The organism is Natronococcus sp. CG52 (assembly GCF_023913515.1).
In the GTDB taxonomy this organism is placed as follows: domain Archaea; phylum Halobacteriota; class Halobacteria; order Halobacteriales; family Natrialbaceae; genus Natronococcus; species Natronococcus zhouii.
This window is the reverse complement of sequence record NZ_CP099393.1, coordinates 251,687-276,951: the sequence shown is the minus strand read 5'-3', so window position 1 is coordinate 276,951 and position 25,265 is coordinate 251,687. Positions and strand designations below refer to the sequence as shown.

18 protein-coding genes and 7 pseudogenes are annotated in these 25,265 nt (G+C 53.6%); 7 read left to right on the top strand and 18 right to left on the bottom strand.

The features are described 5' to 3' along the window. Positions 1 to 13 precede the first annotated feature (13 nt). The 5 genes and pseudogenes from NED97_RS22635 to NED97_RS23180 all read right to left on the bottom strand — a co-directional run bounded on the left by NED97_RS22635 (position 14) and on the right by NED97_RS23180 (position 3,825). Complete coding sequence (locus tag NED97_RS22635) at positions 14 to 1,006, bottom strand: transposase (RefSeq protein ID WP_252491016.1); 993 nt, start codon at positions 1,004 to 1,006, stop codon at positions 14 to 16. A gap of 568 nt (positions 1,007 to 1,574) precedes the next feature. Continuing rightward, on the bottom strand, positions 1,575 to 1,856 hold the full coding sequence (locus tag NED97_RS22630; protein ID WP_252491015.1) for an antibiotic biosynthesis monooxygenase: 282 nt from the start codon (positions 1,854 to 1,856) through the stop codon (positions 1,575 to 1,577). Between the two features lie 389 nt (positions 1,857 to 2,245). After that, a pseudogene (locus NED97_RS22625) lies at positions 2,246 to 2,868 on the bottom strand (IMP dehydrogenase); the annotation flags it as partial. A 283-nt stretch (positions 2,869 to 3,151) separates the two neighbouring features. After that, positions 3,152 to 3,457: a CopG family transcriptional regulator gene (locus NED97_RS22620; protein WP_252491014.1), complete on the bottom strand. Its 306-nt coding sequence runs from the start codon at positions 3,455 to 3,457 to the stop codon at positions 3,152 to 3,154. A gap of 242 nt (positions 3,458 to 3,699) precedes the next feature. Beyond that, complete coding sequence (locus NED97_RS23180; RefSeq protein WP_256493436.1) at positions 3,700 to 3,825, bottom strand: hypothetical protein; 126 nt, start codon at positions 3,823 to 3,825, stop codon at positions 3,700 to 3,702. A gap of 1,352 nt (positions 3,826 to 5,177) precedes the next feature. Here NED97_RS23180 and NED97_RS22615 point away from each other — a divergent pair. Continuing rightward, positions 5,178 to 6,008: pseudogene (locus NED97_RS22615) on the top strand (IS5 family transposase). Between the two features lie 177 nt (positions 6,009 to 6,185). On the opposite strand, the gene NED97_RS22610 reads toward NED97_RS22615, so the two are convergent. Both NED97_RS22610 and NED97_RS22605 read right to left on the bottom strand, forming a co-directional pair. Then, complete coding sequence (locus tag NED97_RS22610; protein ID WP_252491013.1) at positions 6,186 to 7,232, bottom strand: hypothetical protein; 1,047 nt, start codon at positions 7,230 to 7,232, stop codon at positions 6,186 to 6,188. Between the two features lie 1,479 nt (positions 7,233 to 8,711). Then, positions 8,712 to 9,116, bottom strand: coding sequence for a hypothetical protein (locus NED97_RS22605; RefSeq protein ID WP_252491012.1), 405 nt, complete (start codon positions 9,114 to 9,116; stop codon positions 8,712 to 8,714). 181 nt (positions 9,117 to 9,297) lie between these two features. Here NED97_RS22605 and NED97_RS23510 point away from each other — a divergent pair, with 181 nt between their 5' ends. Together NED97_RS23510 and NED97_RS22600 are read left to right on the top strand one after the other, a co-directional pair. Continuing rightward, positions 9,298 to 9,657, top strand: a complete 360-nt coding sequence (locus tag NED97_RS23510; protein WP_455429880.1) for a DUF7344 domain-containing protein — start codon at positions 9,298 to 9,300, stop codon at positions 9,655 to 9,657. Positions 9,658 to 9,949: 292 nt separating this feature from the next. Next, positions 9,950 to 10,171 carry a hypothetical protein gene (locus tag NED97_RS22600; RefSeq protein ID WP_252491011.1) on the top strand — a complete coding sequence of 74 codons (222 nt, stop codon included), beginning with the start codon at positions 9,950 to 9,952 and terminating at the stop codon, positions 10,169 to 10,171. Positions 10,172 to 10,931: 760 nt separating this feature from the next. On the opposite strand, the pseudogene NED97_RS22595 reads toward NED97_RS22600, so the two are convergent. Beyond that, positions 10,932 to 11,279, bottom strand: a pseudogene (locus NED97_RS22595) (cell division control protein Cdc6); the annotation flags it as partial. On the opposite strand from NED97_RS22595, the pseudogene NED97_RS22590 reads away from it, so the two are divergent. Further along, a pseudogene (locus NED97_RS22590) lies at positions 11,242 to 11,627 on the top strand (RNA-guided endonuclease InsQ/TnpB family protein); the annotation flags it as partial. The pseudogenes NED97_RS22595 and NED97_RS22590 overlap by 38 nt on opposite strands. 41 nt (positions 11,628 to 11,668) lie before the next feature. Here NED97_RS22590 and NED97_RS22585 read toward each other — a convergent pair. Beyond that, complete coding sequence (locus NED97_RS22585; protein WP_252491010.1) at positions 11,669 to 12,067, bottom strand: hypothetical protein; 399 nt, start codon at positions 12,065 to 12,067, stop codon at positions 11,669 to 11,671. Next, a complete protein-coding gene (locus NED97_RS22580) occupies positions 12,064 to 12,933 on the bottom strand; it encodes a ParA family protein (RefSeq protein ID WP_252491009.1) in 870 nt (289 codons plus the stop codon). The genes NED97_RS22585 and NED97_RS22580 overlap by 4 nt, the downstream gene beginning before the upstream one ends. Before the next feature lie 843 nt (positions 12,934 to 13,776). Here NED97_RS22580 and NED97_RS22575 point away from each other — a divergent pair. After that, positions 13,777 to 14,274 carry a hypothetical protein gene (locus NED97_RS22575; RefSeq protein WP_252491008.1) on the top strand — a complete coding sequence of 166 codons (498 nt, stop codon included), beginning with the start codon at positions 13,777 to 13,779 and terminating at the stop codon, positions 14,272 to 14,274. A gap of 267 nt (positions 14,275 to 14,541) precedes the next feature. Here the strand turns inward: NED97_RS22575 and NED97_RS22570 are convergent. The 3 pseudogenes from NED97_RS22570 to NED97_RS22560 all read right to left on the bottom strand — a co-directional run bounded on the left by NED97_RS22570 (position 14,542) and on the right by NED97_RS22560 (position 16,729). Beyond that, positions 14,542 to 15,102 (bottom strand): annotated as a pseudogene (locus tag NED97_RS22570) (TATA-box-binding protein). Positions 15,103 to 15,704: 602 nt separating this feature from the next. After that, positions 15,705 to 15,992 (bottom strand): annotated as a pseudogene (locus tag NED97_RS22565) (cell division control protein Cdc6); the annotation flags it as partial. Beyond that, a pseudogene (locus NED97_RS22560) lies at positions 15,956 to 16,729 on the bottom strand (IS6 family transposase). The pseudogenes NED97_RS22560 and NED97_RS22565, both read right to left, overlap by 37 nt. Before the next feature lie 601 nt (positions 16,730 to 17,330). On the opposite strand from NED97_RS22560, the gene NED97_RS22555 reads away from it, so the two are divergent. Next, positions 17,331 to 18,419 carry a mandelate racemase/muconate lactonizing enzyme family protein gene (locus NED97_RS22555; RefSeq protein ID WP_382207938.1) on the top strand — a complete coding sequence of 363 codons (1,089 nt, stop codon included), beginning with the start codon at positions 17,331 to 17,333 and terminating at the stop codon, positions 18,417 to 18,419. A 70-nt stretch (positions 18,420 to 18,489) separates the two neighbouring features. Here NED97_RS22555 and NED97_RS22550 read toward each other — a convergent pair whose 3' ends face one another. Continuing rightward, positions 18,490 to 19,329 carry an aldo/keto reductase gene (locus NED97_RS22550; RefSeq protein WP_252491006.1) on the bottom strand — a complete coding sequence of 280 codons (840 nt, stop codon included), beginning with the start codon at positions 19,327 to 19,329 and terminating at the stop codon, positions 18,490 to 18,492. Positions 19,330 to 19,443: 114 nt separating this feature from the next. Next, a complete protein-coding gene (locus tag NED97_RS22545; protein WP_252491005.1) occupies positions 19,444 to 20,781 on the bottom strand; it encodes a nickel pincer cofactor-dependent isomerase, group 22 in 1,338 nt (445 codons plus the stop codon). A 189-nt stretch (positions 20,782 to 20,970) separates the two neighbouring features. On the opposite strand from NED97_RS22545, the gene NED97_RS22540 reads away from it, so the two are divergent. Further along, on the top strand, positions 20,971 to 22,143 hold the full coding sequence (locus NED97_RS22540) for an enolase C-terminal domain-like protein (protein WP_252491004.1): 1,173 nt from the start codon (positions 20,971 to 20,973) through the stop codon (positions 22,141 to 22,143). 125 nt (positions 22,144 to 22,268) lie between these two features. Here NED97_RS22540 and NED97_RS22535 read toward each other — a convergent pair whose 3' ends face one another. From NED97_RS22535 to NED97_RS22525, 3 genes are read right to left on the bottom strand one after another with little or no spacing between them, the layout of a single operon-like run. Beyond that, on the bottom strand, positions 22,269 to 23,417 hold the full coding sequence (locus NED97_RS22535; RefSeq protein ID WP_252491003.1) for a UxaA family hydrolase: 1,149 nt from the start codon (positions 23,415 to 23,417) through the stop codon (positions 22,269 to 22,271). Continuing rightward, positions 23,417 to 23,731: a UxaA family hydrolase gene (locus tag NED97_RS22530; RefSeq protein WP_252491002.1), complete on the bottom strand. Its 315-nt coding sequence runs from the start codon at positions 23,729 to 23,731 to the stop codon at positions 23,417 to 23,419. The genes NED97_RS22535 and NED97_RS22530 overlap by 1 nt, the downstream gene beginning before the upstream one ends. After that, complete coding sequence (locus NED97_RS22525) at positions 23,728 to 24,921, bottom strand: UxaA family hydrolase (protein ID WP_252491222.1); 1,194 nt, start codon at positions 24,919 to 24,921, stop codon at positions 23,728 to 23,730. Before NED97_RS22525 ends, NED97_RS22530 begins: the two co-directional genes overlap by 4 nt. Between the last annotated feature and the right edge of the window lie 344 nt (positions 24,922 to 25,265).

Below are 25,265 nucleotides of genomic sequence, written 5' to 3'. Positions count from 1 at the left end.
CATAGAAGAGTTCTCACACCGTGATCACGGTACTTCCTGGATTGTCTCCTCGTTCGTAGTTGGTGATTGCGACGACGAGGCGAAGACACAGCGCGAGGAACACCTGCGCTCGTGCGTGGACGCGGCCTCGGGCGCGAACGTGCCCGAGGCCGCAGTCCTTGACTGCGTCGTTGGTTCGTTCGACTCCACTCCGTCGGTTGTACGTCTCGTCTAGTGTCGCTTGCTTCAGCTGCACGTCCTCGCTGAGTTTCTCGATTCGGTCTTCGACCCTGTACTCGATGTCTTTCGGGTGGTCAGTGTTTCGTGCGTTGTACGGAGCGACTGGCACGACCACTTGCTGGCCGCAGGGGTCGTGCCAGTCGAGCGTGTCGTAGGCACTATCCCCGATCATCCAGATCGGCTGTTCGACGGCGAGCGCGTCACGTGTGACGCGCATCGCCGTCTCTTCTGGCGCTTGTTTGCTCTCAGTGAATTCCGCGGCGATAGGGATCTTTTGTCCGGTCGAGACGATCGTACAGCCATAGCCGTAGTAGTATTCTTCAGCGGTTGGATCGTAGCATTTCGACGCATCTTGATCGGCGGGCATTGTTCTCACGTCGGTCGAATCGATGCAGTAGGTCAGGTCGAGCAGGCCGCCTGCCGCGGCTTGCTCGACGAGATGGTCGAAGATCTCATCAACGACGTGTTCGAGATCAGTGAGAAAGCGATCGACCGCGTCTCTCGACGGCGGTCGATCGAAGCCACAGCTGAGCCAGACGACTGTGTTTCGAAGCTCTCGTTCGACGGGACGAATTCCATAGATGTCGTGGTAGTAGCAATGAAGGAAGCCACGCATCATCTCGGGTGGTTCGTGGTCTCGTGTTCGCCCCGTCTCCGCCGGGGCGAACACGTCGAGCTCTTCGAGAAACTCGAAGGAGAGATGCTCAAACAACGCTAGCGTCTCTGTCTCCACGACATTGAAGAACGTCTCTACCGAAGGAGCATCTTGCAGGGTCGCTGAACACATCCACCTCAACGTTCACCCTGCTCTTTGGTATGGTAACTGTTCTATGACACCCTCAGCCGATATTGAAACTCCATTGGCCCTCAGTCTTGCGGTTCCCCTTATCTAGGCAGTGCTCCGACGATCAGTTCAGCAGCTCTTGAATGGCTGGTTCACCGGTATCAACGCGAAACAAACGGTGCTGCCGTGCTGCACCTATCCTCTGTAATCTGCTCTGTAGGATCGCTAGGCTGCGCTGCAATTGACCCTAAATAGCCGAGAAACAGCCAATTACTGGACTGATAATCCAAATCCACTGCTGGTTCCGGGTTTCGCTGAAATCGGTTCACATGACTACCCGTGAACGGCTAAGGTTCATGCGAAATTCGTAGATATTAACTACCATCAATCGCCCAAAATCCACCGTTGCCTAGTGATCCTACAGAGCACTGTAATCAGCACACTGCTCTTGGCAGTGATTCGGTAGTTTGATCAAGTCTTGCTGAATACAGAGCGCGTATCTTGCACGATCTTCAGCGACAAAATGGCTATAACTACACGTACGGACCTTGCAGTGAGAAAGTAAGTATAGTTAGGCATCGAGGTCTTCGACGTGCTCCAGGAAGTGTATCTCATACGAGTGGATGCGAGCGCGATCCCACTGTTTCGCAGGGATGACTTCCTCCATGAACTCGCGGGCTTTTTCTTCAGATTCCCACTCAAAAAGAACGACGATCTCGTTCGGGTTCGCTGGCGATTTGAAGAGTTGACCTCCCTGGGACCCGCTTTCGGCACGCCGGTCTGCTAACTCCTCCACGATTGCCTTCCATTCCTCGTAGTCGCCGACCACCGCTCGTTGGAGTGAATAGACCATGCTCCAATAAGGCACGGCACCACCATAAGCATATTATTGGTACCGCTCTGCTGCATACAACCTCTGTACTGAGCGTTCGATCTTCCGCGCTGATCGCCTCTCAGTCTGTGCCACATTTGCGCTGTGTATTCAGCACAGCTCCTCAACAATCTCCATTAGATGACAGAAACAATCGCACTAGGTTCGCACTCTCTATGTATCGGCGATCCCAGTAAGGCTCCTGAAACAAAGTAACGAAATGAGTCCAATTCCATATACATTGAGCGGAACGGTCGCAACTTCTGCTGCTACTTCCCCTAGAAATGATTCTGCCGAAAACAAATGTCTGACGAGTTCTATCTCCTCAAAATGTTCGCTCGACTTGTGTTCGTCGCTTGGTGCCTCAGCTAGCGTTCTTTCGCACTGGGAGCCACACGAATGAATTCAGCCTTCTCACGGGCTTTCTGTATTGTGTGACCGCCACAATAGGAGAGACCAGACTGGATACCAGCACAAAACTCGTCCACGATATCGGTGACCGGACCTTTGTACGGTGTTAATGCCTCAACGCCCTCATCTGTTCGAACATTGTTTTCCTTGTCTTCACGCTTCTCGGCGGCAACCGTGGTTGCCATTCCACGTGAGCGCTTGTATCGGGTCCCGGCGATATCGACTACTGCACCGGAGGCCTCCTCGGTGCCAGCAAAGAAACTGCCAAACATCACAGTATCTTCACAGCATCGCCAGATGTGCGTATACCGCCATCTGCACAGATAATAACATCGAGATCATCAGCCACCCCTGCACAGTCATCGATAGCAGTTATCTGCGGAACGCCAGCACCAGCGACTTTTCGGGTCGTACAATGGGATCCAGGTCCGATCCCGACTTTCACACAGTCGGCACCAGCGACTGCGAGATCTTCAACGCCCGCTGGAGTAGCAACATTCCCAGCAATAATATCGATAGTAGGGAACTCTTCTCGGAGGATTTGTACAACAGTGAGTGTTCGCTCGAGGTGCCAGCGTAGTACTTAGTCGATGTTTTACCAGTTCGTAATAAATAATCTCTTTGAGTAAGATAATTCATGGAATAGTGTGATGTATCTATAATCCAATTCTGAGAATGCCGGAGATATGGTGGGTAAGGGCGGATCAGTTGAGAATTGTGGTGTGTCAAGCAATTCCCTTCCCTCGGCGATCCGTCCGCCTCCGGTGCCTCCGACAGTGAAAAAGACGCTCTTTTCATATTATAAAGGATTTGTTTTTCATCGGATTCTCCAGCGAATAAGAGTATCTAGAAGCGAATAGAGTTGGTTATTCTCCCTCGGCTGGCATCCTGGTGATGAACCACTTCGCGCGCGTGACGATCCCGGCTTGGGCCTTGCGCTCGGAGAGACTCTTTTCTTTTTCCACGTACTCCACCAGCTCCGTGCGCTCTTCGCGATCGTTGATGAGCGTGCGTTTCTCGTTGCGCAGTCGTTCGACGTCTTGCTCAAGGTCTGTGATACGACTCTCGTACTCGTTGCGCAACTCTGCCAACATGTCGCTGTCTGCCGATTGTTTGACTTGCTCGACTTGCGCAAGATGTTCGTCACTTACGGTAGCATTGACACGGCCCATGTGTACGCATTCGCAATACATTGTCCATGAGTGTGTGTCAGACGCGCGAATGACGTCTGTCAGCTGCGCTTCATCTGGTTCGAGTGGGACGAGTGGAGAATTCGTTTCGGGTCGAGAATTCGCTTCGGGTGGAACAAGTGGAACAGACCACAGTCGCGTTTGTTACTCAAAGCCCTAGAACGGGAGGATCCGGCTCTCAGGGTAAGCGGAGTAGAAGACGTCTTGTCTCGAGAACCCGAGCGCTATTCATTGGCGAGTTCGTCGAAGATCTCCTGATGCTCGTCAATGTAGTCATCAACGAACCGCACTGCGCGCTCACGGCGCTCTTCAGAGTTTTCGTACTCGGGGTGGTTCTCAGCTCGAGACATGGTTCGTACCTCGTACGCTCTTAGAGATACGTAACGACGGCATGATCTCAACAGACTCCGCATCAGTAGCAAACGCTCGGAGATAGTCTTTGATTTGGCGATCAACATGGAGATGGTAGCCGTTGAGATCGTAGAGATACGCCGCTGCAGCGAGAGCTGTTCGCTTGTTACCGTCCACGTAGGGGGTGTCCAGCAGCAATGCGTCTCATAAGGTGTGCAGCCTTCTCGTGGATCGTCTCGGGTCGCTCGCTGAAGAATAGATAACTTGGGATAACAAGCCGATTGTCACGTAACTGCTCGAGGATTGTTCTTTTTCTGCCACAGTCCTTTTTCCATGGGTAAGCAGCGTATACCTAAGTTGGAATCTCCCGTAGGAATCAATGCGGCTCGGCAGAAATTGACAGGTATTGTGACGTCTCGGCAACATAGCAATGGGGAACCCCGAAGCTCCCCCCAGGCTTCGGGATCCTTCGAACGTGTAAGTCGCTATAGCTTCGAGTCTATATCTCTCGAGAGAGAGAGACTACTCAGTGACTCATAAGTCGGATTAACAGGCCTTGTTGAAACCCTTAAGCGCTGATAGGTTTCTGCGGGTGTATTGGATAGAGAGGATGAGTGCAGCACGCTGAGCTATTTAGTCCATAGACTTCACTCTGGATTGTAAAATATAGATTGATGAATGAACGAATATCGGGAATAATCGCATAGATTTGAGAGTGGACCGTCAATTGTAGGCTGTTGGTTGAAAATTATTGGTTCCATCCATAATGTTCTGATCCTCAAGAGAAATATTCATGAAGCATATTAGTGTGATAATAGTATGGTTCTCAAGAAAGGTCCACAGGGAAAGAGACATTTTCCGAGTTATAGGAACGGTTGTTATTACCGACGACTAAGCGATTGCTGCTGGTTGTGTATGGTCCGTCTGGCCACCGATTCGACCTCGCCAATTAACTACCGGATTCGAGAGGCAAACACCACATTCGAGCATGATTTTGTCGGTGAACGACTCAGGGTCCCGAATATTGGGCAAGGCTCCAATGAGACACCTCTCGAATACATAGGAGGCACAGTCGTTGAAGTCCACATGCTTTCTGGCAACGATCTCGATATTCTCACCATATTGACAGATGACGATCAATTCATCCATATTGATCTAACGGCCGGACCACTTGAGCCTTCGAAACCGACATAAACGACACTGAGTTCTGTACTCTCTATACTGATCAATTCTTTCCTCATTCTGATCGGGCAATGATGCCTGCTGTATATGCGCCTTGGGCCGTGTTTAGACGCTAGTAATATTGCCACTATGTCGGGATTTCTAGGAAATGAAGCGAGCACGGTCGGATGTGCACTCCAAATTGGCCCGCTTCACCGAACGATGCGTCGAATTATCTCAAAAAGCTGTCAGAGACGATCCAAAAGAACCTCTCAGCAAAGGAAAAGGTGGCTATGCTGATTAGGTAATCGTGGCGATTCACGGTCTTCGAGAATATCTTGATCACTCTTATCGACAACTGCTAGATGTACTTCGAGAAATGCCTGCTATTGTCGCTAAACTCGGTCTTTCAGTGAATGAGTTGCCGGACTTCACCACCATTTGTGCTCGGAAGCAAGACCTCCAGATGCCTGTCTGGCGGATGCTGTTGCAGCTGTCGGCGGAACTATTCGATACCGGAGAGGTACAAGCAATCGACTCAACTAGTATCGCTCATCGCTCGTCGAGCCATAATTACGCAAAACGCGTCAAAGGGATGTTTGAATCGGTCTAGGCCACCATTCTCGTAGACTGCTCCACGAGGGCTATCCTCGATGTACACTGCTCGATGAACCTACCACATGACACGCAGATTGCGTGGCAAGTACTGAAGAGAAACCTCAACAACGTGGAAACTGTCGTCGCTGACAAAGGGTTTGATTGGGATAAACTCCGACAGATGCTGCGAAACGAGGGTATTAGACCGGTGATCAAGCATCGTGAATTCTACTCACTCGATGCAGCACACAATGCTCGGATTGATGATGAAACCTACCATCAACGTTCTATCGAAGAATCGATGTTTTTCGCATTGCGCAAACGGTTCGGTTCAACACTTAAGGCACGAACGTGGTTTGGGCAGTTCCGAGAACTCGTCCTTAAGGCCGCTGTCAGAAACATCGAACAATCGCTCACGACCTAACTCGGATGATTTCGTGCGTCTAAACAAGACCGAAGGCGCGTATTCATCAGTAGAGTCTGCATCCGAGCACTGAATCGAGATGCGCAGTACCGTGGCCGGAATGACCACTGGATCAGTTACCTGAACCGTAACGGATGGCCCCAGTGCACACGGTAGGTCTGTCGGTCACTGGCCGGACTACTCCTCCCACTGAATCTCCTCTGCTTCTTCAGTTTCGCGAAGGGTAAACGGCCCCACCGCAAGCGTCCGCTTCGCTACGGTAGCGACCCGAAGAATGTAGGCGAACAGTACCATGAACGGCATGACGCCGAAAGTTACTGCGAGACAGACGATTAGGAGCACACTCTCCACTCCCCAAATCGTTCCCGACACGAGTTCGGGATCGAAAAACAGTATCATTGTAAACGCTACAATCAGTGCCGGGATTGTAGTGAAGAGGATCGCGTAGGACAGGTTGATCAGTTCCCACTGGAAGTAATATGTCTTAAAGTGTTCACGTGCCGGTCCCAGAAATTCCAACACCTCCTGGAGATCGTCGAGTGTTCCATTTGCCTCGTCGGAGAGTGCATCACCGTGATCATTCTGGATCTGGCGGGCAGTGTGTATCTTCCGCGAATAGTCGTAATCCAGCGCCGCTCCGAGAACCTGATACGTTCCGAACTGCGCATCCGCTAATTCCTCGCTCACCTCTTGGGCATTCTCGGTCAGATCATCAACGTAGGAAGTGACCTCATCGACGGCTTCCTCGTCAGTGCGGTCACCGACAGTGTCCTGGAGTGCCACCGCTTTCCGTTCGGTAGCCTCAACGAGTGCTCGGAGAAACGCGGATGCTTCCGTGGGGCTCACGGCCAACTCCGTCTCTGCCTCTACGTCTTGGCGGAAATTCATCGCGCCTTGCATTCGGTCGCGCTGTTGGCCCAGAGGACCGAGTTCCTGGGATAACACCAACTGGTTGATCGTTAGCACGAGAGTGACGCCGGTAATGATACCAGCGATGAGCCCTTGGAAAGCGGTATCCACCGGCGCTTCGAGTTGCAGAAGCTCACTGGCGGGGGCAGGATTGGCGGTGGCGAGCAGGACGAGCAAGATGAATACTGCCAGCAAGAGGAGACCGACGATAGTCCATCGATTTGCCTCCAGTAGTATCCACTGGTTGAGACGGCGTTCACTCTCACGTTCTTGCATCGTATCGCCGGAGCCCGACTCACTGTTCGACTGGTCCATGATGGCAGTATTCCCTATCGAAGAGTGAGAGGTTTAGGTGGTTCGATCAGGAATCTGGACGGGAGCAGCGCCCAGTCACAGTAAGCTGTTCCTGTCAGACACAAAAGGTTTCAACAGAGCCGACTAACAAGTTCTCAGTAGTCCAAAACCCCGTGCAGGGGTAGGGGGGTAACAGCTTGGCGAGCGTCGGATCTCGCCGGTTAGTCTGGCCATCTGCAGTGTTATAATACGTACGGGTGGTGCGCAATTCGCTCGGATTGTGGAGGACGTCGATTGGAGTACTCTACCATGCGTATGGAGAGGAACAGGAGGCCGTTCACGCGGCCTCCCATGAAAGTTGTCAACAGATGGGCCGTTCGTCCGAAGCGATCGACCTGACCGAGCGGAGGCCGTCGCAACTGTCAACGACGGCCATCTTGAGCTATTACATGTAGCGAGAAAAAACCGCGCTATTCTTTCACACTGTAAAACGAGCGCTGCCAGTAGCGGGCAATTCGTCCTACGGTGTCTCACAAGACGATCCAATCTGCGAGAAGTGCTGTGCAATTCGTCCGGCTTGTAGGGGGCGTCAATCGGTTCGATGGGGAAAGTGGAGAAAACGGCAGGTGGGGTGAATGGTGGGGTTGCGAAGGGTGCAGGGGGAGTGCTCCCTCTGGATCGATTGGCTCGCGTAGAGCCGATTGCGTCTGAGCCCTTTCGGGCACTCGAAGCCAGGGGACAAGGGTATATTGAACGTCGGGATTGTGCTGCTGGATTACAGAGCGTTAAAGCGAGTTGTCGCCCTCTTCACGATGGTTCTCCAAACCCCGAGGACTACTCTTCGTCGTTTTCTTCGCTATCCACCCCCCACCCCCACCTCACGTGTCTGCTGACCGGCCTCGGTATCGGGCTAGCCGTCGCGTCGATACTCGACAGAATGCTCGGGATTGACGTGTTCAGCGAGCTCTGAGTCACACGCCGACAGAGAACGGAGGGGACCAGGTGGGTCCACGCCGTGTTGTTTCGAGGCACGATCTGTCCAATAGCCGTCTGGGGAGTGAGCCGACGGCCGTCTTTTTGCACGACAGATAGTGACAAAAATGTATGATTTGTCTCCATGATATGAAATGGGGTCGTTTTCACTGAGTAACAAGCCTGGCGTAGACAATTAGGCCCAACAGTTCTGAGTAGTTTGCTCGGAAGTCGACCGCCCTATCGCCCCCAAAGCTACGGGGGTCAACGCCACCGAAGTGCGTCGGCTTGAGAGTCGGGCCCACCATTTGAGAGTGAACCCGTTATTCTGAACCGTAAGACGGTCAGTTTAAATCTATCGGCTTTTCGGTTCTGCCTCCACTCTCCCGACCACACCACATACTGAAAATGTAGGTGGCGGATCCCTGGGGAGATCGATACCCTCGTTATCAGTTTTACCAGGATGATTTCTGCACCCTTCTGAATCGTCTTTTGAAGGTCAGCCGAAAAGCGGTCATGCCACGTTCGCTACAGCGTCAATTGATCCGGAACCGTCTCAAATCCGAGTTGGTGACAAACGGTTGGTCGATGTTCAAGATACTCGGTCAGCGCTGTTTCGTGATCCCAGCCGTGGATCGCTTTCAAGAGAAATGCACGTACCAGCGGCTTCATTTCATACCTCACTGAACCACTATAGCCATCATGAGGCCGAAAATTGATGCACTCCAACGGGAGTTCATAAATGAACTCATCGATTGAATTGTGAGTAGAAAGGGTAAACCAGGCCGTTGCGACAGTTCGAATATCTTCTTCGAGTGCACCGAGCGAACTCCGGTCGTACAGCGGTGTCGTGTCGTACGCTGGCCACCCGTGGTACGAGGTCGTCGCGATCGTCCGAAAAATATCACGTCGCGAAGCCAGCGTCGAGCCCATTGGCCGAGTGCTGCTGATCCGATTGCAAGAGCCTGTCTATACTGATCAGTATAGGAAAACGCCATATCGCTATGGATGATCGCATATAATGAATCCTAAGTGAGTGGCATGCTGCTGTCTCCCAATATAATTAGACGGAGTCGTTTTGCCATCGGAAGCCCTGCTCTGAAATGAATAGAATATGGATCAGACGGAGGCAGCTCACGCTCTTGCCAGCGCTGACCGTCAAATTCTTCTCCATGAGTTGGTAGAACGAAACGGAGAGGGCACTATAACGGAACTCTCACGAGAGGTAGCTGCCCGAAGGCACAAAATCCCGCTCGAAAAGGTTAACAATGAAAAGAGTAAGCGTGCCCAAGTTCGGCTAATTCATACTCATCTTCCGCAATTGGTAGAGAAAAACATCCTTACTATTAACCGAAAGGACAGAACAGTGGCATTTGGTAAGCAGAAGGAGATAGACCAACTGTTTGAAGTCGCCACAGAGTTGGAAAGCTGGCCGCCCACTGATTTACTGGATTATCCCTCTCAGAACGGGTAATCTCTGAGCACTGCTCCAGTTCTCCTTCCGCATCTCGAACGATCGAATAGGCCACCGATGTTACCTCTAGTTGACAGAGTTCGTAGCGTTACGTTCGCACTCTCTATGTATCGGCTATTTCAGCGCGGGTTCCTGGAACGAAGTGACGAAACGAATGCCAATTCCATATGCATTGAGAGCGACAGTCTCAACTTATGCTGGAGTTTTTCTCATAGGTGTACTGATCACTGGATCTCAAAGCTTTAAGAAAAATTTACGAAACGCTTTCGATGATCTGATTAGTAGTTAAGGTATGTCCACGACCGTCACAACCCCAGAAGCGGACGAGACATGTGAGTACTGTAGGTCACGTATTTTCGACCATGACCCTATCTGCGTCCGTGACTGCACCGATGAGTGTAGGTCACCTACATACTTCTGTAATTACGCTTGTCTCTCGACATACATCGCCGATAACGACCTGACAACTGGCAATACCTGCGAATGGTCGCCTGATGAAAGCAACTGTTGTTAATTAGACCTCCGTACTGAACGATCATTACCTTCGTCAATCGATTTCAGGGAATGCTGCATTGAGTGCATCTATTCAGGGACGTAGTGAGACAAGAAATATCAAATAAATAACTGCAACTTAAGAATCTTACTTATCCCTTGCATCCTTCGCATGATGGAGAATCCGTGGCGTAGTACTTCATATGTTCGTGTCGCAACCTATCGCGCTTGAGGATACCAAAGCCGATCAAAATGCCCTGTTGAATAGCTTTTCTACAACTACTCATGGAGGGAAAACTGTAGCGTAGGCCGGTTCGTTTTGCAGTCGAGAATAGCGTACTTATCTGGATTGGTGGCAAGAACAAAGATTGATTTCTGAGATATTTTCCTTCGGGCTCTAAGTCGTGGCTGTAGCACACCTACCCGATGCCGTACCCCTATTCAACAGAACACAAGAGTCGATTGATGACAGAATTCCAATTCAGATGGGTTTCCGAACCCTCCTACCCCACCAGTTCCGCTGTTAGAGAAGGAACGACTATACCACCCTCCATGTGAGGAGGGTGTTTTGTTGTTTGGTGATGAACAGACAATGAGATCATTTTTCCACATTTGCTTAAAACCTTTCTAGCTAATCAGACAAATAGGACACGTATTAAACCACAAAGTGCGTCCAAAGAGAAAGTACAGACACTCTTGTCCCTGTTAACAGCGGAAGCAGTGGGGTGGGTGTCGGCACCCACCCCTCTTTTTTGGATGAGCTAACAGCGGAACTGGTGGGGTCAGGGAGTCGCTCCAAGAAGTTCCTTCAATCCAGCCTTGACACTCGAGATCGATTGGTCCAATTCGTGCTCTTTGTACTTTCCGCCCCCTTTGCCGCGGTTAATCTGTGTTGATGATATGATTCCGAGTGTTTCCAACTCAGCAAGATACTCACGTACTGCTCGATCGGAGACGGGATTGCTCCCCTCACTGTCGCACAAAATTTCATATGGTTCTCGAATATCTCGTGTGCGAACTGGTGTCTTCTCTTCCTCTTCTAAGATCGTCAGTGCCCACAAAACCAATTGACCGTGTCTTGAATAGTTGCTAATCCCGTCGAACAGCCGCAATCGTGCCGGAGCGGCGTGGGGAACGTTCCTCCGGATGCTCGAATACAAGTGCGAACGCGAAGGCACGCACTTCGTCGCTGTCGATCCGGCTGGGACGACCAAAGAGTGTGCGGCGTGTGGTGTCGAGACGGACAAACCGTTGTGGGTCCGCGAGCACTCGTGTCCGTCGTGCGGATTCACGGCGGACCGCGATTGGAACGCGGCCTACAACATCCTGGTACGCGGACTGAAGCAAGTAGGGGCGGGCTGTCCCGAATCAACGCCTGCGGAGACTGCGCTCCCTACGGGACCCAGTCGGTTCCTGCAAAGTGCGTCGTGGAAACAGGAAGCCCTACCCTCCAGGAGCGAGCGCAAGCGAGCGAGTAGGGTGGGGAGGAAGTCACTTTCTGCGGGGAAGTATCGTTTTATCAGATATCCGCACCCCACTCCCGGAGGATTTCTTCTGCGTCATCGATGTTCTCCATCCCGGCACGATAGATCGCCTCGCGAGCATCGAGCTTGTACACATCCCCGAGTCGATCCTCAAGTTCCCGACGAGCCTCTTTCTCTCTCTCGGCGGTGTCGGAGTAGACGAACAGTTGGTGGACCGCATCACGGTCCTCTTTGACTGTGTCTCGCGTGAGGATTCGAGGTAAGTCTGAACGGTCAATCTGAGTAGTCGAATCAGCCGTCTGTTGCTGGTTCTCTGGTTGTACTGACGAGTCAGACTGGCTGGTATTACTACCTGTGTTTTCGGTCTGATTAGGGTCGTCGGATTGGCTGTCTTGGTCGTCGTTCGCGAACGGATCGGTCGCGCCAGATTTCATGCTTGAACCTCCGGCTGTTCGAACTGTTTGGTGATGTATGCAGCAAGGTCGTCGAACTTCTCGAGTGTCGATCGCTCGTAGTCGCGGAGATCTCGGTAATCGTCATTCGAGTCGAGCTCGTAGACCGAAACCTGATTGTCCCAAGCGTCACCGAGCATCGATCCGCGCTCACCGATCGATACCGGCGCGATCGGGAGTTCCTCCTCCTCAAGCGCGTCGAGATATTTCTGGTTGATGTTCGTCCCCTTAACCTTGTTTGGGACAGTGCCGAGGACGCCGACGTCGATATCGCCGAGTTCGGATTCGATCCCGTCGACGACGTCGCGAAGCCCATTGACGCTTTGCTCGCCTTTTGGCGACGGCTCGAAAGGAATGAGAAGGTTCGATGTTGCGTAGACAGCGTTGTACAGGTGCTGGCCCTCCGAAGCCGGCGGGTCGATAACCAACACGTCGTACTCGGAGGGAACGCCTGCTTCGACGAGAACACGTCGGAGTTGCTTTTCCTTCTCGTACTCATAGTCCGGGTTCGGGTTTGTGTCTTCCTCGAGTTCCTTCGCTTTCCCGAGTAGGTCGTCGAGCGTCCCGAGCATATTGTGGCTCGGGATGCAATCGACGCCTTCACTAGAGCGAACGAGATCGTCGAACGGACCTCGGCCGCGGTTGAGCATGTGGAGCACGAGGTTATCGACTTCGCCGTCGGCCTTTCGGTCGTCGAGTCCGAAGTGATTCGTTAGGCCGCCGTCCTGTGGATCCATGTCGATCACGAGTACGTCCTGGTCGCGATTCGCGTGCGCTCGAGCGAGGTTCGCCGCGAGCGTCGTCTTACCGACGCCGCCGGCCTCCGACCACACTGTGTACGGAATCATACACTCGATAATCTGTGTATTAATACATAAATCCTCGGCAGATTATTCAGTCATATTGTCCAGTATTACTGGCCAGTGTAACTGGTCAGTAAAACTAATAAAGTAGTCTGTTGATGTTAGCATATGGGATGTTTCATTTGCGGTCAAGATAATCCCGCTGTATTGCAAGATCACCATGTCGTTCCGCAACGATCGCCGCGACGAAAGTATGAGTTGTTCACAAGAGTATTATCATTGCTCAGAGTGATACTAATTTCGGGAATGCAACCAGTTACTCAATTCGAAAGTCGTAACTGCCACCGTTATTGTCGGCCCGACACCGACGGCGACCAGCCCCACTCAGCGCCGCCACGCTGTTACCGACTGGCCGCTCGCACTCCGCTTCGCTCCGTGCTCGCTCTGCATGCTGTAGCCAGAGGTGACCCCCAGACACTACCTCGAGATCTCCCAGGATTGCATGTTTACACTCGAGATTAGTCTACCTATCTACCAGCCTGTTGATAGTCCACTTTGTCGGTGCTCAGTCTGATAGTCCACCCTGTGCTCGAGGTGATGATTCTCTCTGCTGTAACCTAGTGATGATCTCACTTCGCTTCGCTCCTCGAGGTTCGTTCTGCTGGTTGCGCCGCGCCGCGGCACTCGTAATCTCACTTGCTATCGCTCACTGTTCAACCACTCTTCTCTCGTTTCGTTGATAGTCACTCGAGGCTATCAACGCGGAGTCTCAATGCGGGTTGCTCGAGATTAGTATTGAGGGGGTAGCCGGGCTAGATGTAGTCGGTAATTCCCGTTTCAGGCTAAATTGAACTAAATATTTAACCGTCTAGAGATGGACATGTCTGTATGGAAGCTGACCAGGATCCATGGGAGATTGCTGAAGAGATATCAAGGAAACCACACAAGATATTGATCGCGATCCGCCACCGCGGCGGTGACGCCAAAACCTCGAGCATCACGAGCGATACTGACATCGACGCACCCCTCGCGAACTACCACCTCAAGAATCTCATGCGCGCTGGTCTCGTCAAGCGCCACGACGAGGGCGACCCGGCGTCAGTTCAACGAGACGGATATAATTATCATATTACTGATAGAGGCAAAGAAGTCCTCACAGCGACACAAGAAGACTACAATCTCACTCCGATCGAAGAGGGAGAAGTCCGCCGGCGCTTCGACGATCTCGAAGCGCGTGTGGAGAAACTCGAGCAGGAAAACAAGCAGCTCCGAAGTGTGCTCTACGATTCACACGAAAACTACGAGACACTTGACGAGTGGGTCGGGGCAATTCGTGACAATGTTGTCCTACTCCAAGAGAAGTGGCGGAAAGAAAACCAAGATTAGAATGAGGTCATCGGCTCACTGCTCGCCAACTACAGTGATGTCATAATCGTCGATCCCATCGGACCTGCTGTAAGGCGCAATCTCGAAGCGCCACTCCTACTGGACCGAATTCGGTGTTAGATCGCTAAAAACCGCTCGCTTTCGTCGGTCGCTCGCAGTGCAATTTAGTACTCTTGCCCGTGTATATCGTCTCCGCCCGTACGTAACGCGTTCTGTACCGAGATCCGCTGTGGCAACAGCAGTTCAGTTATAGAAAGAGACTGAACCTTACTCGAGTAGACCGAGGTCTTCGAGACGATCAGCGATGATACCAACAGCCTCCCTTGCGTCGTCGACTTCTTTCCCACCAGTCACGACCAGTTTCCCGGAGCCGAAAAGGAGGGCGACAACTCCGGGTTCGTCAAGCCGATAGACTAGCCCAGGGAACTGCTCTGGTTCATACTCGATATTCTCGAGTCCAAGCCCAATCGCGATCGCGTTCAGATTGAGATTGCGACCCAGGTCGGCACTACTGACGATATTCTGAACGATAACTTCTGGATCCTCATCGACCTCAATATTGAGGTCACGAAGTATCTCGAAAACGATTTACAGACTCTAGTGGACGTTCTCGACGCTTTTTGCCCCAGTACACACAATTTTTCCGGAGCGGAAGATCAGGGCAGCAGATTTGGGATCTGTGGTGCGATAGACGAGGCCAGGAAACTGTTCAGGATCGTAGTCAGCTCCCTCAAGGTCCATTGCAAGACTCTCGAGCGCAAGTTCTTGTCCGATACCGGATGATGCGACGACGTTTTCGATCTCGATAGAATCCTGTGGGTCTGTCATCTATCACCAAAGTCGGATTTGCGCGTTATAAAGATCAATAGTTCTACCCAACGATTTTCGGATCCCAGCGGTCCTCGAGAGCCCAAAGGTCGACTGAAATGCGGTGCTCTGTTCAAGCACCGACAAGGCAGAGCGATTGTTGAGAGCATCACGATAATCCCTCGACAGACTGTGGAAGCGGTTGCTGAGAGACGGTCGGGCCTATAAGCACCAGATCACACGTCGGATCGGGCTTCGGAGACTCGCATGCTGCATCGATCAGCGGAAGGACCGATCGGAGCCACGGCCACTCCTCGCACAGCGTTTCGAGAGCCGACTGTCGATGATCAACGATCACCACGGGATCTAGATCAGGAGGAAGCGAGAACACTCGAGCGTGTCATAGAATAGCTCTCACCCATACCTGGCGATTATACAGTTCTCATTTCGCGTGTAATCCGGTGGTTTTCGCCAGTTGTGTGTTTCGTTCAGGATTGAGATCGTGAATAATGGCTGTTGGGAACTATTGTATGACACTCTCAATAGTAGTCTAAGATCGATCCTCTGGCACCGAAGAACGTCTTTCTCGAGGACCACCATTCTCCGCCCGAAAAGATATTTTCTCAATCCGAGAGAGCCGCCAAAACGACGTCAGATCCGCGCATAAGTCGGTGTTCTAGGTAACTCCCTTCGCTGTGTCCACTACCTGTGTGTCGTGATTCGATGACGCCGAGAAACGACTGCTCTTTCAGAAGTCGATAGACACGGTCTTGGTTCAGCGGATCACTGCCCTCAGCATCTGCAATACTCTGGTATACCTGGTAGATTTCGTGCGTCGAGAAGGCGTCGCCCTCGCGATTCTCGGTGAGGTTCGCTAATGCACGAAGGAGGTATTTGACGTGTGGTGTCGAGCCCGAAACGAGTTCTTGGAAGCGCTGAACTTCTGCTTTCCGTTGACCGCGCTCGACGTGTGCTTCAGCACCTCCGCTGGTGTCTGTCCGTTGAGTGGCTGATGTGGTCGTTGTGTATTGTAGTAGTGTACGAACTATTCAAGTCACTCTCTGACACTCGCCCGACCGCCCACCCACGAGTTATGGAAGCGATCAACTCGCATCTTGAGAGTATGAAATCACTTTTCGATCAGGTTTCTCTCGACGTAATCGAGCTGACCGCTCAATTCTAACCGGGAGTTGGTAGTCAGATATCCGTAGCCATCGACGAGAAACACCGTGTCGTCGAGATCGTGTTTCTAGGTCAATCGATGCAGGAACGCAGCGGCTGGATCGGTGCCTTTCCGTCCGAACACTGCGATACCAAGAATTAGCCGTGAGTCTAGGTCTATTGCAGCGTATACCCAAGACCAGTCACCGTTGATCTTGACAGCGGTTTCATCGATGGCGACCCGCGACGGCTTCGCCGTCGGTGGGCTGTGTCCGCTGTCAGTCAGCCGATGTACCCAGTTCTAGACCGCTCCATGAGACCGCTCAACGCCTAATTCAGCGAGAATCGCTTGTACCTCTCGAGGTGAACAACTAGTCTGGTGGAGGCGGACGGCGAACACCCTGACGGGCGTTGCCGTACACTCTTTCTCCCAAGGTTCTTCTAAATCCGCCTCATAGCTCTTGCTGAGCAGGTTTACAAGCATCATTCCAAACTAACTCCACGACTTGCTCGTTCCTCAAACTGCGCTAACTAGACGGTACCGTTTGGACGTATGTATCCTATTCCTAGAATTATCTTATTATGACACTGTCTAGTTAAGCGCTTCTAGCGTAGAGCGATGTTTCAGCGCCCATTTCGCTACAATAGATGAAAAGGGAGATAATCTCTTTTCATGAGAAGTATACTGAAGCAGCCGAATTTTCGCCGCTCGTGGAACAGACTCTCTGTATGTCAGATCTAGATTCTGATTTCACGGCCGATACCGCAACTTCATCGTCTTTCAGTCTTGCGATTTCCCTCATCTAGACAGTGCCCTTATTATTATAATATCTGAGATAAAATAGTTATTATTTTGAATTAAAGAATATACCCATATGGTGTATAATGGTTTGTATTAATGACTGATAATAGCAATTAGTTCTGAACCGGAGGATGTATTGTCACCGCAGGTACTGTCTACACGTTCCTTTAAAAATGTAACCGGGCTTGATGAACAGACGAATACCAATTATTTATGGGCTCACATTTAACGAATTGCCGGCCAGGCCAATTAGAAATACTTATAGGTATGATAGAGAGGAGTGTATATGTCCGTGTCAGAAATTACCAATATATCCACTGGGTTGTATGGTATTCCCAATGAAGAGGCGCTCAAGGACGCAACACAGACGTTTGATGAATTAGAACTAGTAACTGTTACAATCGAAACATCAGCGGGAGAGCGCGGAGTTGGATTGACGTACACGATTGGGGAGGGCGGTACATCGATCAAACAATTTTTAGACGATGTTCTCGTCCCTAAACTCGCTGGTGAATCTGCTGCGCCAGAATCTATTCGAACGAAGCTCCGCTCCGAGACAACATTTATCGGTCGCGAAGGAATCTCCGAACTCGCGTTGTCAGCGATAGATATCGCGCTCTGGGATATCGTTGGAAAGGAGGCAGGAAAGCCGCTATACGACATTCTCGGTGGCGACCAAACACTCGTCCCGGCATACGAAACCAACGGTGGCTGGATTCAGTTCGATATTGAGACGCTACAGGAAAACGCAGCTGAAATTGCGGACAACGGGTTCTCTGGTATGAAGATGAAGATTGGACGGGGATATGCTGAGGATGCAGAGCGGATCCGCGCTGTCTACAATGTTTTGCCGGAGGACGTAGACCTCTTTGTCGATGCGAACTGCGCGTTTTCGGTTGCCGAGGCGCGCCGGTTTGCGAGCCACATTGGAGATATCGATCTCGCCTGGCTCGAAGAACCACTCGAAAAAGGTGACTACGATGCGTATGCCGATCTCCGTACACAGATCGATATTCCGATCGCTGTTGGGGAAAACTTCTACAATGAGACGCAGTTCAAACAGGTAATGGCTCGAAAGGGTGCTGACTTCCTTCAACCTGATGTTTCGCGTGTAGGTGGAATCACGCCTTGGATGACCGTCGCTCGCGCTGCGAGTCTCTGGAACATCCCTGTTTCACCCCACTATATTGAGCCAATCCACGTTCACCTCGCTACTGCCGTCGACAATGTGCCGTACATTGAACACCACTCCACGGTGCTCAATCGCGTTGTCGAAGAACCCCTGACTGTCGAAAACGGAGGTCTCGTTCCGCCCGATAGACCCGGACACGGTCTCGTTTTCGATGGGCTTGATCAATTCGAGAAATCGGGATAGTAATCTGCCAGCGGGAATCCGATCAGTCGCTTATATTTGGCTTTTGAAATTGAGCATTCACAACACAGTGCTACTTCGAGATGCCGTACACGTCGTCACCCCACTCTCTGGTACGATCATCGTAGACCGGATAATTCCGATCGAGTTGGTCTATACGCTTGCGGTCGGCTGCGTCGAGTTCCCAGTCGGATAACTCGCGGTTCTCTCGGATGTGTTCCGGTGACGTTGACTTCGGAATAACGACAACGTCGTTTTCGACGGCCCACTTCAGAACAACCTGTGCGGGGTTCTTGCCATATTTCTCGGCGATCTCTCGGACGTCCTCATCAGCCAGGATTTCGGTTCGGGCCAGCGGAGCGGCGGCCTCTACGACTGTCTCGCTCTCACGACAGTACTCGATCCAGTCCGGGCGCTGGAGCCACGGATGGTATTCGATCTGATTGACTGCGATTGGCGTTTCTGAGATGTGGTGCGCAATACTGAGCTGGTACGGACTGAAGTTCGAGACGCCGATATTTCGGACTTTCCCGTCATCGTGAAGCGTCTCCATCGCATCGAGAGTCTCTCGCAGCGAGATGGCGGGATTGGGCCAGTGAATCAGGTAGAGATCCAGATAGTCCGTTCCCAACCGCTCCAACGAGCGATCACACGCTCGGAGAACTGATTCATAGTCGAGATTCTTCGGTAGCACTTTCGAGGTGAGAAACAGTTCCTCACGATCATAGTCGGCGATCGCATCGCCGATTTCGTTCTCGTTCATATAGCCCTCGGCAGTGTCGATGTGGGTATATCCGGCCTCGAGTGCGGTGCGCACGGAGTCCTCGACGGCATCACCGGTCACATCCCAGGTTCCCATACCGACGACTGGCATCTCGTCACCGCTCGGAAGCGTCACTGACGGCGTGTTCATCTGTGTGTCACACCTGCACATGAAGAACATATTAAGTTTCCGTTTGTAGATCACGCCCTAAGGCTGCTGGAGACAAGGAACCCCGGCGCGGTGTGTCGATCCAGAACCGTGGGATCAGAACGCGATGTGCGGCGCTGGATTCTCGAACTGTCCGTCGTCGAATTCGATCGGCTCCGGTTCCCGAACTACTCGGAGATCGTCGCGCTGACGCGCCTCCTCTACGAGCGCCTGCGATGCGTACAGAGTGCCGAGATGCATCGTGTCTGCTGCTCGAAGTACTCGAACCTCATCCGGGTCGACGACGCCGATCGTCGAGAGTGATGCGATCAGTCCCGCACGATCCGTTTCGACGACCGGCGGCAGTCGAACCCCTCGAATCGTGCTCGCGGTAATCGCGTTAATCAACGTATCGTCGCTGTTCAGGTCAGCGAAGAGGTCTGCGTGAACGAAGTCCGCAGATCCCATACCCATCGCGTTTCCGTGAGTCGTTTCGGTGAGTCTGCGGACGAAAATCCGCTTGACGTCCGGGCGTTCTGGCTCGGGTTCGTTGATCGCGAACGGCCGTCGACCGATGACGTTCGTATCGAGTCCCTGCCCGCTCACGTCCTTTCCTTGGCGGTCCAGAACGAGAACGTCGACCTCGCCGAACGGAAGTGTCGGCATGATCTCGTACGCCGTCTCCAACAGTTCCGCTTCGCGATCGAGAAAGCCCTCCGGGCGGATCCCCTCGATGAGGGTCGTCTCGTCGTGCTGATCCTCGACGACGGCGACGCCACCGACGATCGGCAGGGCATCGAGTAGTTGCTCGGTGATTTCGGGTATCATGTTCCGAAAACTCCAATCGATTGCCCATTCGTGAGCGGTTTTTGCGCCGCGCTGCTTCCCCATTCCGATCACCAGCATCTTCGAGAGCCCACTCTCTACGGCACCGTCAAAATCAGTGTGCGGTTTGACTCGGTTGATTGGAAGGATTGCGTCCGCCGCTGCAGCGTGTTCGTCAGCAACGACTTCGACGCCTCGATCAGGTGTTTCGCCCACTTTGACGACTTCCATACTCGAGCGGATCTCGCAGCCGACCCGGCTTTCGGTTACACCGAGTGATTCGATCATCTCCTGCTGTCCTTCTGCGGTGGCCCCACCGTGGCTCCCCATCGCAGGAAAGATGAACGGCTGGTAGCCGAGCTCGTCGAGTCGCTCGACGACCCCCCGGACGAGTGCCGGCAGATTAGCGATCCCTCGACTGCCGACGCCAACGGCGACTTCGCCGCCGTCGGGGACGTCCTCGAGGGCGAGTGCGTTGACTTCCTGTCCGGTTCGATCCGCGATTCGGTCTTCGAGGATCGGGTCCGTCTCCCATATCTGTTCGATGACGCCGAACTCCGGCAGCGCCGTCTCTCCGCAGGCGTCGAGTATAGTCTCCTCAGGAACGCTGAGATCGATCGTCGCTTCCATAAGATGAACGACCGTTCAGAGCGCCATAAAGGTACGTGGCCGATGCGCTGCTACGCTACTTCTCTCGCTGTCTCCATCGAAGAGTTCGATTCTCACGGACGATTTTTCAATCGGTTGCGTCGGGTTGAGCAGCCGGAATCGGAACCAATAAACAGAAACACATATCTGATACATATGGTAGCTTCCCACATGACGACGCCAACGATTACAGCTATTCGATCCACCGAGTTCAGCTTCACCGTTGAAGATGTTGGATACTCTCCGTACGGATTCGATCCAGTCTACGAGCCAGGCAACGAGATGGAGCGAAAACTGTTCGCGCTCGAGATCCACACCGACGAGGGGGTGACGGGCGAGTACGTCGGCGGCAACTCGCCGGGCGCCGCCCAGATCAACATGTTCGCCGATTACCTCGTCGGCAAGAACCCGCTCGAGCGCGAGAAACACTGGAGCGAGATCAAACGCGCCCTTCGCAAGTACGACCGGATGGGCATCGGCCCGATCGACATCGCACTCTGGGATCTCGCCGGCAAGTACTACGATGCACCGGTCCACGAACTCCTCGGTACCTACCGCAAGCGCCTTCCAGCCTATGCCTCGACGTACCCCGGAGACGAGAACGGCGGGCTCGAAACGCCCGAAGACTTCGCCGACTTCGGTGAGGAGTGTCTCGAGATGGGGTATCCGGGATACAAGATTCATACCTGGACGGAAGCCAAGCGGGATACAGAGGAGATCATCGAGATGATCCACGCCGTCGGCGAGCGAGTCGGAGACGAGATGGACCTCATGCTCGATCCGGCCTGCCAGATCGAAACGTGGGCTGATACACTGAAAATTGGCAGGACTTGTGACGAAGAGGACTTCTTCTGGTACGAGGATCCGTACAAGGATGCGGGGATTTCTCAGCATGGTCACGAGACACTTCGTGAGCATCTCGAGACGCCTCTGTTACAGACCGAACACATCCGGGGTCTCGAAAGCCATACGGACTTTGTGGCTAACGGGGCGACGGATTTCGTTCGAGCTGACCCTGAGTACGATGCGGGTATTACGGGCGCGATAAAGATCGCTCGAATGGCCGAGGGATTCGGACTCGACGTCGAGTTCCACGCGCCTGGTCCGGCACAACGTCACTGTATGGCTGCGACGCGAAACACGAACTACTACGAACTGGCACTCGTTCACCCCAACTGTCAGAACCCGATTCCACCGGTGTACGACGGCGATTACTCGGACTACATCGATGCGATCGACGACAATGGAACGGTTCCGGTTCCGGACGGACCAGGGCTTGGCGTCAACTACGACTGGGACTTCATCGAAGCTAACCAAACCGGGAGTGTCCACGTATACGAGTGAATTGACGCCGAATCATACGGAATTATCTAACGAATGATTTTCGCTCTCCGAGATCGCTGCTTTTCGTCTCTCGCTACCAGTTCTGAATCGGCTGGCGTCTCAGAAACAAAATCGTGTACCGTGGCTTACATCGAAGGGCCGACGCGATTTATCGCGAACTTCGTAAGTCCGTGCTGTTCTGATGCTGTCGGGTGCCCGTCGGCTATTCGGCGGAGTTCTGCGAGCAAGTCATCCGGAGACGCCGACTGTGCATTGACATCGATATCGTCTGCGAGCGCATCGGCAGTCACGCCATCTCCCGTTACCTTGAGAACGGGAACGATCGGGTGTCCAGTGGGGATCCCTTCAGCGGTCACGTGAACGACGATCGAGGCGCCGGCTGCTGCGAGCGCTGTTGTGGCTTCCTCGAATCGCGACGGCGAGTCGACGACGACAAGTCCGTCGTCAACGGACGCCCGATCCCCGTACGAGACGAACTCTGCGGGGGATGCGGCTCCCCAAGCTCCGACGACGGACTCGAACGGCAGGTCCGCGGCTCGATGGACGATCCCTCGAACATTTCCGGGCTGTGCCGCCGATCGATCGACTGCTTTGCGAATCTTCTCGCCAACCTCGTCGGTCTCAGCGCGGCCAGCAGCGGCATCCGCATCGGAGACCAGTCGTTCGGTACCCGTGACGAGAACGCGCGCACCAGCTTCTAGTAGGCTGTCGACAGCTTCGCCGACCAATGGATCCGCGATCGTTCGAGTCGATTCCTCCAGATCCGAACTCACGATACCGACGGTGAGATTTGCGAGCGCGGCGTCAGTCCGATCGGCGGTTTCCGCCGCCGAGACGAGGTCAGTCGTTGCCTCGATGCCCTCTTCGAGACAGGCATCAGTCCCTCCCGCGTCTTGGATCGCTGTTTCGCGGACCGGGACGCCGCTGTCTCCGATACGGTCCGCAAACGGGCCGCTCTGCAGGTGCTCGCAGCCGAGACCAACCACCGTCGTCCCCGCAACGTTCGGGTTTTGTGCGAGGCTCAGCAACGTTCGCTCGGTCTGTTCGTGGTCCGCACCGATCTGGGCACAGCCATGGTCGTGCGGGGCGCTTACGGCGCCCTCGGAAGCTTCAGCGATACGATCTGCTACGATGTGTGAGCAGATAACTGACGGCGCGACGAGCACGCGATTTCGGACACCGATCTCCCCGTTTGATCGTTGATAGGCTTTGACGTCGTCCTCCAACGGGTCGGCAGCTTCGGTAGACAAGCGTTCGCTTTCTGGCGCCGACATCAGGCCACCTCCTCGTTCCCGGCGGCGAGGTCTCCGCGACCACGGGTACTCTCGCAGTTGTGGGTGTGGACCCATTCGCCCGGCTCGACGGACTCGGTCAGTTGACCGATGCTCTCGCCGTACTTTATAACCGTGTCGCCAGATTCGAACGCTATCAGGGCGATCTTATGGCCGAACGGGACGTCTTCAACGAGTTCTACGGTATCACCGTCGTACGGAATCTCGGTTCCGGCCTCGAGATCGTCGATGGCCGTTACGACGTTGTCATCGGCGGTCATATGCAGCGCGAGGTTACCGAGCACTTCGCCCTTCATGCTCCCGTTTCACCCCGTCGTTCCGCCAGTTCGTTCGGCTGGATTTCGTTGATGGCGAACTCCTCCAAGCGCCGCACCTCCGCAGCGGTCCGTTCGCCGCTGGCCACCGACAACAGTTTCTCGTAGATTCGCTCGCCGACTGAGGCGATTGACTCGCCGTCAATGACTGTACTCGCATCGACGTCCATATTATTGGCGAGCCGATGGGCTGTTTTCGGATTACCGGTCACCTTGATCACCGGCGCGATCGGATTCCCCGTCGTCGATCCACGGCCGGTGGTAAACGCGATCACCTGCGCGCCGCCAGCGACTTTCCCAACAACGCTCTCGACGTCGTAGCCTGGCGTATCCATCAACACCAACCCGCCTCCGACGGGCAGGCGCTCGGCGTAGTCGACGATACCGCGAACAGGGGTCGTTCCGCCCTTCGAGATGGCGCCGAGGCTTTTCTCCTCGATGGTCGTGAGGCCGCCTTCTTGATTTCCGGGACTCGGCTGCGCACCGCGGAAGTCGACACCCATCAACTCGGCGTTCGCCTCTCTCCGGTCGACGCGGGCCAGCATCTGCTCACGAACGTCGTTGTCGACGCACCGATCGGCAAGGATGTGTTCAGCGCCAATAAACTCCGGTGTCTCGGAGAATGTAGCTGTACCGCCGTCTTCGACCAGCAGATCGCAGGCCGCACCGACCGAGGGATTCGCGGCGATTCCGCTGGTCGCGTCCGATCCGCCGCATTCGACGCCGAACCGCAGTTCGCTCGCATCGCACTCGACACGCCGCTGCTCCGCAATCTCATCCCAGAGGGCGCGGGCGCTCTCAGCGCCGTCCTCGAGGGCGGCCGTCGTCCCACCCACTTCACGGATAGAGAGTGTCTCCACAGGCCGCTCCGCGTTGGCGATCTCGTCGGCTACCTCGTCAGCCGTGATCGTCTCTGTGCCGAGATCGATAACAAGCGCGGCGCCGACGTTGGGATTCGTTCCGACACCGGTGAGGGTTCGCGCGATCTGTTCGCGTGCACCGTCCGGTGGGTCACTCCCCATTTGATGGGGCGTTGCTCGGACGTTCTCTCCTGTACGATTCGCTATCTCTTCGGCAACCGGGGACGCAGCGACTGACGTCGGTAAGACAGCGACGTAGTTTCGGACGCCTGCTGGTCCGACCGGTCGGTCGTACCCCTCGAACGTTTCCATGTGTACTGTTCTCATCTCTCCCTCGATAAAAGGATTCTGGAATGAATGATATATAGTGAAACATTCCAACGGGCGAACGGTGGGTGCCCGGTGAATGCTGGGAGACGGCTAGAAGTATACTTATAGTATATTTGTATGCACGAATTCTGTTCCGCCATCACAGTGTTTATATTTTTAACCTGTGACCGTTCGTACGACTGCAACCGGTATTCGACTGGTGAGCCGAGTTGCGGACTACATGATCAACGCACGGACACAACCGAAGGATAGAGTATGAACGCGCCGGAACGTTCGTCGACCGTAACCTGCTGGTTTCCCTCGATTCCCCATCAAGCCGATATTGC

Excerpts from the sequence above, each read along its gene's own strand:
- NED97_RS22605 (WP_252491012.1), bottom strand. The coding sequence starts at position 9,116 with ATGGGCTCGACGCTGGCTTCGCGACGTGATATTTTTCGGACGATCGCG.
- NED97_RS22545 (WP_252491005.1), bottom strand. The coding sequence starts at position 20,781 with ATGGAAGCGACGATCGATCTCAGCGTTCCTGAGGAGACTATACTCGAC.
- NED97_RS22585 (WP_252491010.1), bottom strand. The coding sequence starts at position 12,067 with ATGAAATCTGGCGCGACCGATCCGTTCGCGAACGACGACCAAGACAGC.
- NED97_RS22550 (WP_252491006.1), bottom strand. The coding sequence starts at position 19,329 with ATGAACACGCCGTCAGTGACGCTTCCGAGCGGTGACGAGATGCCAGTC.
- NED97_RS22555 (WP_382207938.1), top strand. The coding sequence starts at position 17,331 with ATGTCCGTGTCAGAAATTACCAATATATCCACTGGGTTGTATGGTATT.
- NED97_RS22525 (WP_252491222.1), bottom strand. The coding sequence starts at position 24,921 with ATGGAAACGTTCGAGGGGTACGACCGACCGGTCGGACCAGCAGGCGTC.
- NED97_RS22610 (WP_252491013.1), bottom strand. The coding sequence starts at position 7,232 with ATGGACCAGTCGAACAGTGAGTCGGGCTCCGGCGATACGATGCAAGAA.
- NED97_RS22630 (WP_252491015.1), bottom strand. The coding sequence starts at position 1,856 with ATGGTCTATTCACTCCAACGAGCGGTGGTCGGCGACTACGAGGAATGG.
- NED97_RS23510 (WP_455429880.1), top strand. The coding sequence starts at position 9,298 with ATGGATCAGACGGAGGCAGCTCACGCTCTTGCCAGCGCTGACCGTCAA.
- NED97_RS22600 (WP_252491011.1), top strand. The coding sequence starts at position 9,950 with ATGTCCACGACCGTCACAACCCCAGAAGCGGACGAGACATGTGAGTAC.
- NED97_RS22540 (WP_252491004.1), top strand. The coding sequence starts at position 20,971 with ATGACGACGCCAACGATTACAGCTATTCGATCCACCGAGTTCAGCTTC.
- NED97_RS22575 (WP_252491008.1), top strand. The coding sequence starts at position 13,777 with ATGGAAGCTGACCAGGATCCATGGGAGATTGCTGAAGAGATATCAAGG.
- NED97_RS22530 (WP_252491002.1), bottom strand. The coding sequence starts at position 23,731 with ATGAAGGGCGAAGTGCTCGGTAACCTCGCGCTGCATATGACCGCCGAT.
- NED97_RS22535 (WP_252491003.1), bottom strand. The coding sequence starts at position 23,417 with ATGTCGGCGCCAGAAAGCGAACGCTTGTCTACCGAAGCTGCCGACCCG.
- NED97_RS22620 (WP_252491014.1), bottom strand. The coding sequence starts at position 3,457 with ATGGGCCGTGTCAATGCTACCGTAAGTGACGAACATCTTGCGCAAGTC.
- NED97_RS22580 (WP_252491009.1), bottom strand. The coding sequence starts at position 12,933 with ATGATTCCGTACACAGTGTGGTCGGAGGCCGGCGGCGTCGGTAAGACG.
- NED97_RS23180 (WP_256493436.1), bottom strand. The coding sequence starts at position 3,825 with ATGTCTCGAGCTGAGAACCACCCCGAGTACGAAAACTCTGAAGAGCGC.
- NED97_RS22635 (WP_252491016.1), bottom strand. The coding sequence starts at position 1,006 with ATGTGTTCAGCGACCCTGCAAGATGCTCCTTCGGTAGAGACGTTCTTC.